Below are 14,638 nucleotides of genomic sequence, written 5' to 3'. Positions count from 1 at the left end.
CCGGGCGTCCCCGAGAAGGCATTGAATCTTTGACGTCATCGGGCGCCAGTGGGGTCAGCGCAGCCGGCCTTCGACAAAGACACTTTCCGGGACCGCGGCATCGAGGCCCGCGGGGACAGCCCGGTTGCTGGCGGCCATCAGATCCTCTGCGCTGGTCGCAGCCGTGACGGTCCAGCCGTGCGCTTGCAGCCAATCGGCGACTTCGGTTCGTTCTTCTTCGTAAAGCAAGTTGGCGGACTCGGTGATGTCTTTGCCGCCCAGCTTGATTGCGGCCTGCCGATAGCGTTGCGTCTGCTCCTCGCGACGCTTGAAACTTTCCGCGCTGAAGAACTCGTTGGTGAACGCTTCGACGGCAACGCGGCTTCCGGGCGCGCTGAGCGACTGGATCCGGTCGAACAACCGGTCCTGGGCGTCGGCTGTCAGATAAGGCAGCAGGCCCTCTGCCGACCACGCCGTTGGAGCTGATGCGTCAAACCCGGCCTGCACCAGCGCTTTCGGCCAGTCCAGACGCAGGTCGATGCCGACGCTGACGTGGGACGCGATCGGGTCGACCGCATGAGACTCTAGCGTGCCGGTCTTGAATTCCAAGACCTTGGGCTGATCGATCTCGTAGACCACACTCCCTGCCGGCCAGGCGAGCCGCCAGGCGCGCGAGTCCAAACCGGCTGCCAAGATGACGACCTGCCGGATGCCGTCAGCGGCCGCCGCGAGAAAGTAGTCGTCGAAGAACTTCGTCCGGCACGCCGTGTAGCCCAGCATCGCCTGCATCCGGTCCTCGAAATGCGGATCAGCATCGGCCAATTGGGCCGGTAGTTCATCGTCGAGGTAAACCCGCCAGACGCCGTCGCCAGCCGCTTCGAGGAACAGTTTTGCGTAAGGATCGCTGATCAGCGGGTCGGCGCTTGCGGTCTCTTTCGCCCGCCCACCGGCAACCCCCAGCGCGGTAGCACCGACGCTCTCGTTGATGTCCCATGTGTCGTTGTCAGTTCTGGCCATCGGGATCCCTTTCGTGGGTCTCGGCGAATGGGGCTATTCCGAGCTTACACGAAAAGTTAGTCGTGCTTACTAAATGAGCAGTAGCACTGCTGACGTCGCCTCAGGCGTTGGCCAGCGCCGGCGGCTTGACGGCCTCCGGATCGGGGTTGGCGATCGGCAGTCCCATGAAGCGACGTGCGTTGTCTCCCATGAAGTCATACGTACGACGCTTGTCCATGCCCTCGGCGTAGTGCCAGTAACGCTTGGGCTCAGCCAGGCCTTCGGGATGCGGCCAGTCCGAGCCGAACATCACCTTGTCCCACCCGACGGTCTCAACCACGTCGGCGACCGAGCCCTCCCAGAACGGGCTGACCCAGACGTTACGACGAAACACGTCGTGCGGATGTTCCGAGAAGTTCTGCGGCATCTTATGATACGTCGACTGCAGGTCGTCGAACAGCGGCTTGATCCATGCGCTGCCGTTCTCCACGCTGGCGATCCGCAGCTTCGGGAACCGGGTCAACGTGCCGTGGCAGATCAGGCTGGTCAACATGTCAGCGATCTCGCGGTGACCGAGCGCGGTCCACTTGAATGCTGACATCTCGAACGCGCTACTGGTCGACGGCGGTTCCCATCTGTCGATGTATTCCTGCAACGGAGGTTGGCTGGCGTGCAACACAATCGGCAGACCGGCGGCCTCGACGTCACGCCAGAACGGGTCGAACTCGGGCAGTGCGGGGGAGCGCCACCCCTTGTAACCATTCACTGGCGCGGGCTTGATCAGCGCGACCTTCGCGCCGTTGTCCAGGATGTATTCGAGTTCGCGACGCGCTTCGTCCACGAGTCCGAGGGTGAGCACCGGCGTGGAGTAGATCCGGTTGGCATGGCTGAAGCCCCAGTGCTCGAGCATCCACTGGTTCAGGGCATGGATGATCGCCACCGTCAGGTCGGGATCCTGGGCGGCCGAGTGCTCGACCAGATTGGCCAGAGTGGGGTAGTTCAGGCACGAGTCGACGCCCTGGCGGTCGAGTTCGGCAATGCGGTCTTCCGGGTTGCGCGCTCCCGGCGGCGTGTCGATGCCACGGCCCGACATTTCCCGCATCGACAGGCCTTCCGGGTTCTGGCCGGAATAGAACTTCTCGTGCGCGCCGGGAGCCGCGACACGTTCGAATGTCGGGTTCGGCATGTAGTCGGTGATCTTGTTCAGGATCGCGATGCGGGTGTGCCGGCCTATCTGGACGAACTGCACCTTTGAGTGGAATTCCTTCGGCAGGTATCGCGTCAGCGCATCCGGGGTCTCATACATGTGCTGATCGGCGTCGAAGATCGGTGCGTCGGTGAACTGCGTCATCGGTGTGCCTCTCACTGCTCGACTTTGGGCTTGGCTACGAGCTTCGCGCAACTTGACACTTGTGTCAAGTCTGGGCACTTCTGCCTAAGTAATGATCTATGACGTGTATTGATTGCAGTTGACGACACTGTCATATAAGGTCACCGCATGACGGTGACCTCGGCTTCGTCCGCCGAGCGGGAGTTGGACGCCACTCGCGGTGAGCGCACCCGCGCGGCGATCCTGAACGCCAGTCGCCGTCTGTTTCTGGAACGCGGCTACGCGGGCACGCCGATCAATGCGATCACCGAGACGTGTGGCATCTCTCGGGCCGGCTTCTACACTTACTTCAAGGACAAGCGCGAGATCTTCAACGTCCTCGGCAAGAACGCCTACCGCGAAGCCCTCGCCGTCATCGCGGAATGGGCCGAGGCCGACTCAGCGTTCGGCCCGGCCGACATCCGGGCCTGGGTCGGTCACTACTTCGACTACATGGATGACCACGGTGCTTTCGTACTCGCGTCGGCGCACTCGGCGCCCGACGACGACAATTTCCGAAATTCCCGCAACCGCATGGTTTCTCGGGCGTCGTGGAAGCTTGGCCAGGCGATTGCCGGAAACGGCACTCACTCGCCAGACGTCATCGGCGTCGCGGTGATGGGGTTGCTGGACCGCGCCTGGCACACGGTGCACCGGCAGACCGTGGCCGTCGACCGCGACGAGATGATCGCGGTGGTCGCGGACATGATCGTCGCGATGGCAACACCTCTCGCGTCGTGACGCCGCTGTCGCTGGACGCGCCGGATATCGTCGAGTTCATCCGCGCCAACCACCGGGTGTTTCTGTTCTGCCGCGACGGGGCCCGACGTCCGATCGGCTACGCCATGCGTTCGGTCGCCTATCACCCCGCCACCCGTTCCCTCGCCTTCACCACGTATGCCAAGAGTGCCAAGGTCCGACACCTGCAGTCGGCTCCCGAGGTCGCGTGCCTGATCGGCGACGACGAGGGTTGGGTCTCCGTTTCTGGCGTTGCCCACGTCTACCAACCGTCCGCAACCGAGGTCGACGAACTCATCGGCGAACGCTCGCCGGATCAACGCGTGCCCGACGCGGTCGTGACGAAGGTCCGCGACCGCCTGCTCACCGGCAAGCGGTGCGTCATCGGTCTGACGCTCACCGAGGTCCGCGCCGCCGCGATCCCCGATCGACATGCCTAGTCCCGGTAGCGGCGGCCCGGTTCCCATGGCCGAGGACGAACTCGCGGAGTTCTTGGCGCAGGGGCCCGCCGGCGCGATCTGCGTCGTCGACGCCGACGGCGGGTTGCTGGCCCTGCCGGCGCAAGTGGTTGACTTCAGCACGGGGACAATCGATGTCGTCGTCGAGGGCGTGAACGGCGACGTCGCGAAGCACGCTCACATCGAGGCGTGCGTCGTTACCGACACCTTCACCGCCTATCAGGACATTCGCGGCGCAATCATGCAGGGAACAGTGGTCTGGCCACCCGCAGCGGATGACGTGGCCACGCTGACGGTCAGCCGGACGCTGACATTTTCTTTCGTCGATGCTTAGGAGGGTTGGGCGCCGACATTCTGGTTACTCAGTAATACATGTCAGGATTCGATAACAGCCAACCGATCACCGACGAGTTGGCTCTCGAGGACGTCGACGACGAAGCCAAGGCGACCAAGCCTAAAGCGGCAACACCTCCCGCGGAGCCCGAGGAGTTGGGCGACGCGACGCCCGGCCCGCGCTGACGCGCTCAGGCTCCTTTTACGAGGCGTATCAACGCCTCGGCATCGGCGACGCTGCGCAGCAGGTCGTTGAGGTGGGTGCACGTACTGGTGCCGGACAGTTCCTGCCGAACGCGGAAGTGTAAGTCCGGCAACGTCATTCCGGTGATTCGCGTAGCGCTGGCGACGGCTCCCGGGCACTCCTGCCACGGGAGCACTCGAGGCGTCGCCCGCGATTCGACGAGGATCCCGGTCTCGGTGTCCACGACGGCGTCCAGGGTGTACTCGTGGATGATCGTCTCCACTCCGTCGCCGCGCACGTAGGTATCGCGGAACATCGCGTCGATGCCCACCCGCCGAGCGCTCTCTTCGTAGACATCGACACGCCGTCTACGGCGCATGGCATGGCGCGGCAAGGCCGCCACTTCGTGCCAGGCCCAGGGGTCTCCGCCCCCGTGGTCGAGGTCGGGAGCCGCTGGGCCGGTGACGATCACCGGATCGCCCGCCTCGAACGAAGTCATGAGCAGGCCCCCGGTTGCGAAACCCGCACACTGGTCCGCGACCGGCAGGTAGTACCCGGACTTCGCGACGTCACCGAGCAACTTGGACGCCGACAGCGCATGGCCGGATATCAGCGCAGCGACCGGAACGTCATCGAGCAGCGTGTAGCGCAGATCGCGGGCTTGCCGCAGCTCGGGAGCCACCTTGTCGACTGCCGCGCGAAACCCGCTCATCGCGGGGGCTCCCGCCAGCCGGGACACCGCGGCGACGGGTGGCGTCACCTCGAGGTGACGGACAACGCGGGCGATGAGCTCGACGCTGGCCGAAAGTGCCGCGGAGCCGAGTTCGGTCACCGTTTCATCGCCGGCTGTCCACAGATCGCGCGCCCGCCCGCTCAGATACACGGGATCCAGCGAGCCCTCGTCGCGGGTCATGTCGATCGAGGTGGTCCGGCGCGCCGACCGCGGACGACGCGGCGGATTGCCGGTCGTGGGCTCGTGCACGCCGTGCAGTGGATGAAGCCCGAAGGGCGGCGAGCCCAGGTCCGTCACGCCGATGGACTCTAGCTGTTTTCGGCCGGTCGGAACGCGAAGGTCTCCAGTGACCGGCCGTCGGCGGTTTCCAGCGTGGTGGTGGTCGACACCAAGGGTTGGCCGATCCGCAGTTCGGCCGCGGTCGCACCGACGATCAGCGTCTCCACCAGTACACCCTCGGCCAACTCGACGAATCCCACCACATACGGCTGGAACACCTTCGGATCACGATTGCCCTTGTACGGCAACGGCGGCGGGAACTCCTGTGTCGTATAGGTGTAAAGGGTTCCCGCGGTCGACAATTCGATCGGCTCGATGTCGTCCTGGATCTCGGAGTCACCATCGAAGAGCTCGGGTCGTTCGGCGGGGAACTTCACCGCGCCCGACGAACGTCGTCGTGAACCGAAGAGCACCGCGCGGTCGCCGTCGACCCGGAACAGTCCCTCGGTGATCAGTGAGGTCATCTCAGGCCACCTCGATGACCATCGCGGCGCCCATGCCGCCGCCCGCGCACATCGAGAGCACGCCGATACCCCCACCGCGCCTGCGTAATTCGTAGATCGCTGAGGTGACCATCCGGGCACCTGTCGCGGCGATCGGGTGGCCGAGGCTGATCCCCGACCCGTAGACGTTGACGATCTCCTCGTCGAGACCGAGCTCGCGGGCACACGCCACCGCCTGTGCGGCGAACGCTTCGTTGATTTCGAACAGTGCGACATCCTCGAGGTTGCGACCCGCCAACTCGAGCGCCTTCGGGATCGCCTTGATCGGCCCGCTGCCGGTCCGCGTCGGGTCCAGTCCGACCTGCGTCCACGACAGCACGCTTGCCAGCACATTCTGCTGGGTATCCGGACTGGCCAGCGCGACAACTGCCGCGGCATCGTTGATCCCCGAGGAGTTTCCTGCCGTCACGGTGAAGCCTTCGATCTCGGGATGCAGCACCTTCAGCCCGGCGAGCGACTCCATCGAACTGCCGCGCCGGGGATGCTCGTCCTCGGCGAAGGTAATCACGCTGCCGTCGGCCTGGGGCACCTGGAGCGGGATGATCTCGTCGGTGAACGACCCGGCGTCGATGGCCTTGATCGCACGCTGATGGCTGCGCAGCGCCCACTCGTCCTGGTCCTCGCGGGTGATCCCGTACTGAAGATTGCAGTTGTGCGCGACGGTGATGGACATGTCCATAGCGGGCGCTTCAGCGGTCGGCGGGTGCGACTCCGGGGACCACTGCGTGTAGTCCTCGGGCGACTTCCCCGTGGTGAAGAGCTTGCGCTTCTGCATGATTGGGCCGGTCGACAGCGACTCCATGCCGCCGGCCAGGATGGCACGGCTCATACCGGATGCGATCTGACTGGCGCCCACGGCGATGGCCGAGAGGCTTGACGCGCATTGGCGGTTCACGGCGAGCCCCGGAACGTCCAGTAGGCCAAGAGCCACCGCGATGTAGCGGGCGCTGTCGCCACCGCCCTGCATGCTCTCGGCCAGCACCAAGTCGTCGAACTCGGCGGCATCGAAGCCGGACCGATCCACGACGGCCTGTACGACGGGCTTGGCAAGCTCGATCGCGGGCATGTTGGCCAACGTGCCCTTGCGAGCCGTTCCGATCGGCGTGCGGGCAGCGGCCACGATAGCTGCGCGCGAGGTGGTCTTGGCCATGTGTCTCCCAAGATCGTCAGAGTTGACGGGCTGCTTGCCCGACGAGCGAGGTCAGTCTATACCGTTAAATAGATATCGGTATGTCGGCATAGGTGACGTTGGGAGCAGCGGTGAAGGTGATCAGGTCCGTGGACGACGCGCTCGCGACGATCGGCGAGGAACTCGGTGTCAGCCGGTGGGTGGACGTCGACCAGAGCCGGATCGACGCTTTCGCCGACGTGACGATGGATCATCAGTGGATCCACGTCGATGTCGAGAAGGCGAAGGCCGAAAGCCCTTACGGCGCAACCATCGCGCACGGCTTCCTGACGCTCTCACTCATCCCCGGCGTCAGCAAGGACAACTACCGCGTCGAGAATGCCAAGATGGGCATCAACTACGGCCTGAACAAAGTGCGGTTCCTGTCCGCCGTCACGGCGGGCAGCCGCATCCGGGTCAGGTCCGAGCTCGCGGATGCGGCCAAGGTCGCCGACGACACGGTGAACCTGACCGTGCGTCACACCGTGGAGATCGACGGCGTCGACAAACCGGCGGCCGTCGCGGACCTGATCGCGAGGTTCATCTGGTGACCGGTGGTCCGTTCGACGGAAAGGCCGTCCTCACCGGGGCTGGTAAGTCCCAGGTCGGCCGGCGGCTGGGGCGGACGGGCCTGGACCTCACCCTCGAGGCGGTGCTGCGGGCGATCGCCGACGCCGGGCTCAGCGTCGACGAAGTCGACGGCATCGCCAGCTACCCGGGACCAGGCGTGCCGGATGCGGGATTCTCCGGCGCCACCGTCCAGGAGGTTCGCAACGCGCTCGGGCTGCGCTCTCGCTGGTATGTCTCGGCGATGGAGACCGCGGGGCAGATCGGGCCGGTGATCGAGGCCTGTATGGCGGTCACTGTCGGGCTGGCCAACCATGTCGTGGTCTATCGGTCGGTGTGGGAGTCCACCGCCGCGCAGCAGGCCGGCGGCGGGCGCGCCTCGGTCCTGTTCGGAGGCGGGGAATTGCCCCCGCACCTGGAGTGGACGGCGCCCTTCGGAGCCCTGTCTGCGGCGAACTGGCTGGCGATGCCCGCGCAGCGCTACATGCACGACTTCGGGCTGACCCGCGAGCACCTCGGCCGCATCGCGATCAACGCCCGCACCAACGCCGGACTCAATCCTGACGCCATCTATCGCGAACCGATGACGATGGACGACTACCTCGGTGCGCGAATGATCTCCGAGCCGCTGTGCCTCTATGACTGCGATGTGCCCTGCGACGGTGCCACCGCCGTGATCGTGTCGCGCCGTGACGCCGCCAGCGGCCTGCCGCGGCACCCGCTGACGGTGGAATCGGTCGGGCCCGGGATGTTCGAGCGGGCGACCTGGGATCAGCGCCGCGACATCACCACGATGGCCGCCCACGACTCGGCCGCCACGCTGTGGGAGCACACCACGCTGACTCCCGCCGACGTCGACATGGCCCAGCTCTACGACGGCTTCTCTTTCCTGACCGTGATGTGGCTGGAAGCGATGGGCTTCTGCGAGCACGGCAAGGTCGGCGAATTCGTTGACGACGGTTCGCGTATCGCTCTGGACGGTTCGCTTCCGATCAACACCAGCGGCGGTCAACTCTCCGGCGGGCGACTGCATGGCATGGGCTTCCTGCACGAGGCGTGTGTGCAGTTGTGGGGTGAGGGCGGCGATCGCCAGGCACCCCGCACTCCCGAGGTGGTGGCCGTCGGTGTGGGCGGCGGACCGGTGGCCGGGTCGATGCTGGTGAGCAGCCGGTAACTCGATGGCCGCGGTCGACGACTTGACGCTGGGGGACATCGTGACCGACAACGCGGTCCGCTTTCCCGACGTCATCGCCTACCGGCAGGGCAGGCGCGCCGTCACCCACGCACAGTTACGCGACCGGGCAGTCCGGTTGATATCAGCCATGGCCGCGGCCGGGATGAAGCGCCAGGATCGCATTGCGGTATTGAGCCGCAACAGCATCGAGTTCGGCGAACTGAACGCGGCCGCTCAGCTCAGCGGCATCATCATGGCCACCATCAACTTCCGGCTGTCGCCATCGGAGATGGATGATGCGCTGCGCCGCGTCACCCCGTCGATCGTGTTCTGCGCCGAGGAATTCGTGCCGGTGATCACCGATCTCGTCGCGGGTATGGCGTCGGCGCCGATGGTGGTGGCCATCGGGGGAGACGCGCCACCGGGGAGTACCGCCTACGAGCGATTCGTTGCGGGGGGCCTTGGAAAAGACCCCAGCGGAGAGCCGGAACTCGTTGCCCGGCCAGAGGATATCGCGTACCTGCTGTTCACCAGCGGCACCACCGGCGCATCCAAATGCTGCATCCTCGGACAGCGTGAGATGCGCCGGGTCGTCTTCACGATGAACAACGAGATGCGTTGCGGCAGCACCGATCGCGGGCTGATTAACATGCCGATGTTTCACTTCGGCGCGCTCGGGATCCTCGGCGGACTGCATGCCCGCGGCGGAACCTCGGTCTTGCAGCAACGATTCGACCCGGCCGACGCGCTGCGGCTGATCGCCGAGCAGCGGATCACGGTTCTGCACCTGGCGCCGGTCATGCTCAGGGCACTGCTCGATGTGGTGGGCGATCGCTCGGAGGTGGAATCGGTTCGCACGGTGGTCTATTCGGCCGCACCGATGACCGCGGCCACCCTGCGGCGGGCGCTCGCCCTGCTGCCCCACGCGGGTTTCCTCAACCTCTACGGGCAGACCGAGTCATCGTCTCTGGACTGCCCCGCGAACTGCACATCCTCGACGAACCCGGCGCCGCCGAGCGGCTGAGCTCGGTTGGCTTCCCCTTTCCCGATACACGGGTACGTGTGGTCGATGCGGACGGTAGTGCCGTGCCCGTGGGGCGGGCAGGTGAGATCGTGGTGCGGTCCGACTCGATGTTCCGCGGTTACTGGGAGGACGCAGTGGCGACGCAGGCGACGCTGCAGGACGGGTGGTGCCGTACCGGCGACATGGGTCGGCTGGACGAGCGCGGGCTGCTCTATCTGATGGACCGCAAGAAGGACGTGATCATCAGCGGCGGGGAGAACATATATTCGCCCGAGGTCGAGGATGCGGTCTGTGCGGTTGACGGGGTGGCAGCCTGCGCGGTCGTCGGGGTGCCCGACGATAAGTGGGGCGAAGCGGTCTGCGCAATCGTGGTGCCGCGCAGCGGCGCATCACCGACCCTGGCAACGGTGCAAGAAGGCGTGCGGCACCGGCTGGCGCGCTACAAGGTGCCGCGTCGACTGGTGCTGGTCGCCGACCTCCCGGTGCTGCCCAGCGGCAAGGTCGACAAGAAGCGACTGCGCGCCGACTTCAAGAGCGCAGGAGCGAACGGCGCAACAGATTGACCATCAACTCCGCGGCCCGCTCGTCGGTGCCCGGCGCGCCCTCGGCCGTCGGCTCGGACATCCGGCCCAGGACGGCCACGAACACCGCGCACGCCACGTCGGGGTCGATGCCCGCGGGCAGGTCGACTGTGGACAGCAGCGCAGCAACCGCTTGGTGAATCGCGCCGATGCCGTGATCGACATCCGCATCGGAGAGCTGTTCGGCCACGGTGCCGTCGAACCACGCCCGGATCACGCCGCGGTAGGCGCGATGGAATCGGACGTAGCCAAGCATCCACGCGGTCAGTGAACCGGTGGCCATAACCGGCAGGGCCGCGGCGTGCTTCTCGATCTCGGCGACCGCTCGGCGGGTCAGTTCGGCCAGGATCTTGTCCTTGGTACTGAAGTACCGGTACAAGGTCGCGCGGCTGACATCGGCGGCGGCCGCGATCTCCTCCATGCCGACGGCGTAGTAGCCGCGTTCGGCGAACAATGCCGAGCTGACCGACAGCACGTCCTGCGGAATAGGAGAGCCCGACGCCTCGAGGACCGCCGGTGTCGCCGCGGCAGTGTCGAGGGCGGGGTCCGAGGTTCGCGCGGACACATGTGTTACCTGGGGCGCTACCGCCTGAAGCACGTCTGCCGGGGTCTCCGGGAACAGCATCAGCTGCAGCACAACAGTCAACGACCGGGTCACGGTGGCGCGAACGGGCAACGGGAACATGGCGCGGTACCGGTAGAGATGAACCATGTGCGGGATCCGCCCCAGTGCCGCGGCCGCATCGTCGGCTTCCAGATCGCGCAGGAGCGTTCGCCGCAGCCGATCGGTGACTGTCTCATGGAACCGGTCAGCGACGGGGCTGGCATCGATGACGGCCAATCCGGTGGCCGTGCCGATGCCCGGAAATTCGGCGAACACCGCGGCGTGGGTGTCGTAGATGTCCGCCCACTCGACCAGCCAGCGATGCAACGCCTCCACCCCGTCGACCGTAGGGCCAAGTCCACCGAGTTGTTCGCCGTGTGCGAGCACATCGCGCCCGGCCACCGCGCTCAGTTCGCCGAAGATCTCCTCCTTGCCGGCGAAGTATTGATAGACGGTCGCGCGGGAGGTGCGGGCCGCTTTGGCAATGGCGTCAAGCGACGTGGCGTGAAACCCGTTGGCCAGGAAAACCTGCGCGGCGCACCTGAGTATGCGGTCGCGGGTGTGCAGGCCGCGTCGCCCCACACCGGCATTGGTGCCGGGAGCGTAGCCGGGGCGCCGTAGCTTGTCGGGAGTGCGGGCCATGGGGAAAGTATCCCGCGCCGACTGCGTGGTCATCGGGCAGACGGCGTTCCGGGCAGGTTGCGTTTGGCTTTGCCCGGATAGCCGAAGAACTTCTCGAAGTTGGCGTCGTTGATAGGTTGCGCGCTGTTGCGGGAAGCCGCCGACCGTAGCGCATCGAGGCGGGCCTGGGCTTTCTCGAGCTCATCGATCGGCCCGGATCCCGTGAGGCGTTGCACTTCCCTTGCGGCGGCGGCGATCTCGATGCGAAGCCGTTCGCCCGCTTCGCCGAAGGTCAACAGGTCGTGGTCGTCTTCATCGACCTTGTCGCGGCCTGCGCCGTCGGCGGGTCGGTCCGTGGATTCCATGTCGCGCCTCTCAACTGCTAGACGAATGTGGCGTGCATCATATAGTGTGTGAGACGAACCGTCAGAAAACAAGACGGTGCGTCAGAAACGTACGACAGCTCGCCAGATGCGAAGGAGCATCATGCCGCTTCAGGATGACCACCAGATCGTGTCCGTTGACGACCACTTGGTCGAGCACCCAAGGGTGTGGCAGGACCGGTTGCCGCAGAAATACCTCGAACAGGGCCCGCGCATCGTCGAGGAAAACGGCATGCATCTGTGGCACTACGACGGGCAGGTCTTCCCGACCATCGGCCTGAACGCGGTCGCCGGCAAACCGCCGGAGGAGTGGGGCATGGACCCCGTCCGCTACGAGGACATGATCCCGGGCTGCTACGACCCTGTCGCCCGGGTCGCCGACATGGACCTCGACGGTGTGCAGTCGGCGTTGTGCTTCCCGTCGTTCCCCGGATTCGGCGGCGGCACGTTCCAGCGCGCGGACGACAAAGAGCTAGCCCTGCTGTGCGTCAAGGCGTGGAACGACTTCTACATCGACGAGTGGTGCGCGGTGGCCCCTGAGCGCTACATCCCGCTGGCGATCCTGCCGACCTGGGACATCGATGCCTGCATCGCGGAGGCCGAGCGGGTGGCCGCCAAGGGGGCCAGGACCATTTCGTTCCCCGATAGTCCTGTGCCCCTTGGTCTCCCGTCGTTCCACTCAGACCACTGGGACGGACTGTGGCGGGTCTGCTCCGAGGCCAAGATGCCGGTCTCGCTGCACTTCGGCTCCGGCTCCTACGTGCCGGGCTTCTCGTTCTCGTCGGTCAAGCCGATCGCGGGTCAGATCACCGTGCCGGACGCCCCCTTTGCCGTGGCGACGGCGCTGTTCTCGACCAACCTGATGTGGAGCACCGTCGATCTGCTGTTCTCTGGCAAGCTCCAACAATTCCCCGAGCTGCAGATCTCGCTGGCCGAAGGCGGCATCGGTTGGGTGCCCTATATCCTGGAGCGCACCGACTATGTGTGGGAGCGGCACCGCTACTACCAGAAGATCGACTTCGACACCCGTCCGTCGGAGTTGTTCCGCAAGCACTTCTGGGGCTGCTTTATCGACGACGAGCACGGCCTGAAGAACCGGCACAGCATCGGCATCGACCGCATCATGCTCGAGATCGACTTCCCGCACAGCGACTCCAACTGGCCGAATTCGCGCAAGCGGGCCGCCGAGGTGCTCGCGGAGGTGCCCGACGACGAGTGCAGGCTGATCGTCGAGGAGAACGCCCGCCGGATGCTCAACTTCCCGCGGGTGAAAGCGGACGATCGGCAACTCGCCGGCGTCTAGAGTTTGCCTCGCGAGACCAGCTGTGCGGCAATGACGTTGCGTTGGATCTCATTGGTGCCTTCGCCGACGATCATCAGAGGTGCGTCGCGGAAGTAGCGCTCGACGTCGTATTCGGTGGAATAGCCGTAGCCACCGTGGATTCGAACGGCGTTGAGCGCGATTTCCATGGCAGCCTCCGACGCGAAGAGCTTGGCCATCCCGGCCTCCATGTCGCAGCGTTCGCCGCTGTCGTACTTCTCGGCGGCGTAGCGGGTGAGTTGGCGGGCGGCGGTCAGTTTGGTGGCCATGTCGGCCAGGTAGTTTCCGACTGATTGGTGCTTCCAGATCGGCTGCCCAAAACTCTCCCGCTGCTGTGCGTAATTCAGGGCGTCTTCGAGTGCAGCGCGTGCCACCCCTAATGCCCGCGAGGCCACCTGAATACGGCCCGTTTCAAGGCCTTTCATCATCTGCGCGAATCCTCTGCCGGGTTCGTCTCCAAGGATCGCCGAGGCGGGTACGCGGCAATCCTCGAACGACAGTTCGCAACTCTCCACACCCTTGTAGCCCAGCTTGGGCAGGTCGCGGGAGACGGTGAGACCCTGACCGTGTTCGACGAGGACGATCGAAATGCCCTTATGGCGTGGCACGGCCTTTGGATCGGTCTTGCACAGCAGTGCGATCAGGCCGGACTTGCGAGCGTTGCTGATCCAGGTCTTCGCACCGTTGATCACCAGGTCGCTACCCTCGGCTCGGGCGGTGGTCGTCATCGCCTGCAGGTCTGAGCCGCCACCGGGTTCAGTGAGCGCCATCGTGGCACGTATCTCCCCGCTCGCCATGCGTGGCAGGTATTTCTGTTTCTGCTGCTCGGTGCCGTATAACGAAATCAGCTTCGCGACCACGGTGTGTCCGCCCATCGCACCGGCCAGGCTCATCCAGCCGCGGGCCAACTCCTCGGTCACTTGCACATAGCAGGGCATCGATACCGGCGAACCGCCGTATTCCTCGGGCACGGCAAGCCCGAAGATCCCGATGCGTTTCATCTGCTCGATCCACGCTTCCGGGTACTCATTCGCGTGCTCGACTTCGCGGACCGTGGGCCTGACGTCGCGGTCGATGAAGGTTCGTACCGTTTCGACCAGCATGGTCTCTTCCTCAGTGAGCGAAGATGTCATCGCAGTGTCCCTGTACCGGACAGAACCGTCAGAATATGGCGGGCGCGCCGTGATCGTTGGGCTTCAATACGCACTAGGTCAGCATATATGCCCTCTTACAGATTGACACTAATGTCAGAATCAACATTTGTCGTCGGTCGTTCGAAATAGTTAAAGCTTTAGTCTTATGCTGACAGCTGGACGAACCGTCCACCTGGGAAACAGTCGAGCAAAGGGAGGTCGTATGAAAGTCCGCCTCGAACAGTCGAAGTGCGTGGGTCACGCCCAGTGCTACGCCGTCGACCCGGAGTTGTTCCCGATCGACGACTCCGGCTACTCCATCCTCCAGGAGCGCGAGGTGCGGCCAGAAGACGAGCAGGCCACAAAGGACGGGGTCGCCGCATGCCCCGAACTCGCACTCATCCTTGAAGACGGCTGATCGGCGTGCTTGCCAATCGGCCACGCTAACCGGCACACTCAGACATAGTTAACCAAGTTTACTTTGTGGAGT

At 65.0% G+C, this 14,638-nt stretch carries 16 protein-coding genes and 1 pseudogene; 9 read left to right on the top strand and 8 right to left on the bottom strand.

The genetic code is table 11. The features are described from left to right. Positions 1-54: 54 nt before the first annotated feature. Complete coding sequence (locus FPZ47_RS01740) at positions 55-996, bottom strand: class I SAM-dependent methyltransferase (protein ID WP_144945365.1); 942 nt, start codon at positions 994-996, stop codon at positions 55-57. 100 nt (positions 997-1,096) lie between these two features. Next, positions 1,097-2,326, bottom strand: a complete 1,230-nt coding sequence (locus FPZ47_RS01735) for an amidohydrolase family protein (protein WP_144945642.1) — start codon at positions 2,324-2,326, stop codon at positions 1,097-1,099. A 147-nt stretch (positions 2,327-2,473) separates the two neighbouring features. On the opposite strand from FPZ47_RS01735, the gene FPZ47_RS01730 reads away from it, so the two are divergent. Genes FPZ47_RS01730 through FPZ47_RS28225 form a run of 4 tightly spaced genes read left to right on the top strand, consistent with a single transcriptional unit; the run spans position 2,474 to position 4,059 of the window. Continuing rightward, entirely contained in the window at positions 2,474-3,085 is a 612-nt protein-coding gene (locus FPZ47_RS01730) for a TetR/AcrR family transcriptional regulator (RefSeq protein ID WP_144945368.1), read from the top strand. Beyond that, a complete protein-coding gene (locus FPZ47_RS01725) occupies positions 3,082-3,522 on the top strand; it encodes a pyridoxamine 5'-phosphate oxidase family protein (RefSeq protein ID WP_144945370.1) in 441 nt (146 codons plus the stop codon). Before FPZ47_RS01730 ends, FPZ47_RS01725 begins: the two co-directional genes overlap by 4 nt. A 25-nt stretch (positions 3,523-3,547) precedes the next feature. Continuing rightward, positions 3,548-3,874 carry a hypothetical protein gene (locus tag FPZ47_RS01720; RefSeq protein ID WP_144945373.1) on the top strand — a complete coding sequence of 109 codons (327 nt, stop codon included), beginning with the start codon at positions 3,548-3,550 and terminating at the stop codon, positions 3,872-3,874. A gap of 38 nt (positions 3,875-3,912) precedes the next feature. Further along, positions 3,913-4,059 carry a hypothetical protein gene (locus FPZ47_RS28225; protein WP_168209329.1) on the top strand — a complete coding sequence of 49 codons (147 nt, stop codon included), beginning with the start codon at positions 3,913-3,915 and terminating at the stop codon, positions 4,057-4,059. A 5-nt stretch (positions 4,060-4,064) separates the two neighbouring features. Here FPZ47_RS28225 and FPZ47_RS01715 read toward each other — a convergent pair whose 3' ends face one another. From FPZ47_RS01715 to FPZ47_RS01705, 3 genes are read right to left on the bottom strand one after another with little or no spacing between them, the layout of a single operon-like run. Then, positions 4,065-5,087 carry a DUF2889 domain-containing protein gene (locus FPZ47_RS01715; RefSeq protein ID WP_144945376.1) on the bottom strand — a complete coding sequence of 341 codons (1,023 nt, stop codon included), beginning with the start codon at positions 5,085-5,087 and terminating at the stop codon, positions 4,065-4,067. 11 nt (positions 5,088-5,098) lie between these two features. Next, the gene (locus tag FPZ47_RS01710; RefSeq protein ID WP_144945379.1) at positions 5,099-5,533 is read right to left on the bottom strand and encodes a Zn-ribbon domain-containing OB-fold protein; all 435 of its coding nucleotides are present in this window, start codon (positions 5,531-5,533) and stop codon (positions 5,099-5,101) included. 1 nt (position 5,534) lies between these two features. After that, the gene (locus FPZ47_RS01705) at positions 5,535-6,722 is read right to left on the bottom strand and encodes a thiolase family protein (protein WP_144945382.1); all 1,188 of its coding nucleotides are present in this window, start codon (positions 6,720-6,722) and stop codon (positions 5,535-5,537) included. 110 nt (positions 6,723-6,832) lie between these two features. On the opposite strand from FPZ47_RS01705, the gene FPZ47_RS01700 reads away from it, so the two are divergent. From FPZ47_RS01700 to FPZ47_RS01690, 3 genes and pseudogenes are all read left to right on the top strand, one after another. Next, positions 6,833-7,291, top strand: coding sequence for a MaoC family dehydratase (locus tag FPZ47_RS01700; RefSeq protein WP_144945645.1), 459 nt, complete (start codon positions 6,833-6,835; stop codon positions 7,289-7,291). Continuing rightward, a complete protein-coding gene (locus tag FPZ47_RS01695) occupies positions 7,288-8,481 on the top strand; it encodes a thiolase family protein (protein WP_144945385.1) in 1,194 nt (397 codons plus the stop codon). Before FPZ47_RS01700 ends, FPZ47_RS01695 begins: the two co-directional genes overlap by 4 nt. A gap of 4 nt (positions 8,482-8,485) precedes the next feature. Next, positions 8,486-10,068: pseudogene (locus tag FPZ47_RS01690) on the top strand (class I adenylate-forming enzyme family protein). Here FPZ47_RS01690 and FPZ47_RS01685 read toward each other — a convergent pair. Continuing rightward, a complete protein-coding gene (locus FPZ47_RS01685; protein ID WP_144945388.1) occupies positions 10,034-11,332 on the bottom strand; it encodes a TetR/AcrR family transcriptional regulator in 1,299 nt (432 codons plus the stop codon). The pseudogene FPZ47_RS01690 and the gene FPZ47_RS01685 sit on opposite strands and share 35 nt — an antisense overlap. Positions 11,333-11,361: 29 nt before the next feature. After that, positions 11,362-11,676, bottom strand: a complete 315-nt coding sequence (locus tag FPZ47_RS01680; protein WP_144945392.1) for an acyl-CoA synthetase — start codon at positions 11,674-11,676, stop codon at positions 11,362-11,364. 121 nt (positions 11,677-11,797) lie between these two features. Here FPZ47_RS01680 and FPZ47_RS01675 point away from each other — a divergent pair, with 121 nt between their 5' ends. Next, positions 11,798-12,997, top strand: coding sequence for an amidohydrolase family protein (locus FPZ47_RS01675; RefSeq protein ID WP_144945395.1), 1,200 nt, complete (start codon positions 11,798-11,800; stop codon positions 12,995-12,997). Here FPZ47_RS01675 and FPZ47_RS01670 read toward each other — a convergent pair. Beyond that, entirely contained in the window at positions 12,994-14,148 is a 1,155-nt protein-coding gene (locus FPZ47_RS01670; protein WP_144945398.1) for an acyl-CoA dehydrogenase family protein, read from the bottom strand. The two genes, FPZ47_RS01675 and FPZ47_RS01670, sit on opposite strands and share 4 nt — an antisense overlap. A 223-nt stretch (positions 14,149-14,371) precedes the next feature. Between FPZ47_RS01670 and FPZ47_RS01665 the strand changes: the two genes are divergently transcribed. Next, entirely contained in the window at positions 14,372-14,566 is a 195-nt protein-coding gene (locus tag FPZ47_RS01665) for a ferredoxin (RefSeq protein ID WP_144945401.1), read from the top strand. The last annotated feature ends 72 nt before the right edge of the window (positions 14,567-14,638 follow it).

It is taken from the genome of Mycobacterium helveticum, from assembly GCF_007714205.1.
GTDB lineage: Bacteria > Actinomycetota > Actinomycetes > Mycobacteriales > Mycobacteriaceae > Mycobacterium > Mycobacterium helveticum.
This window is presented reverse-complemented; position numbering and strand designations above follow the sequence as displayed.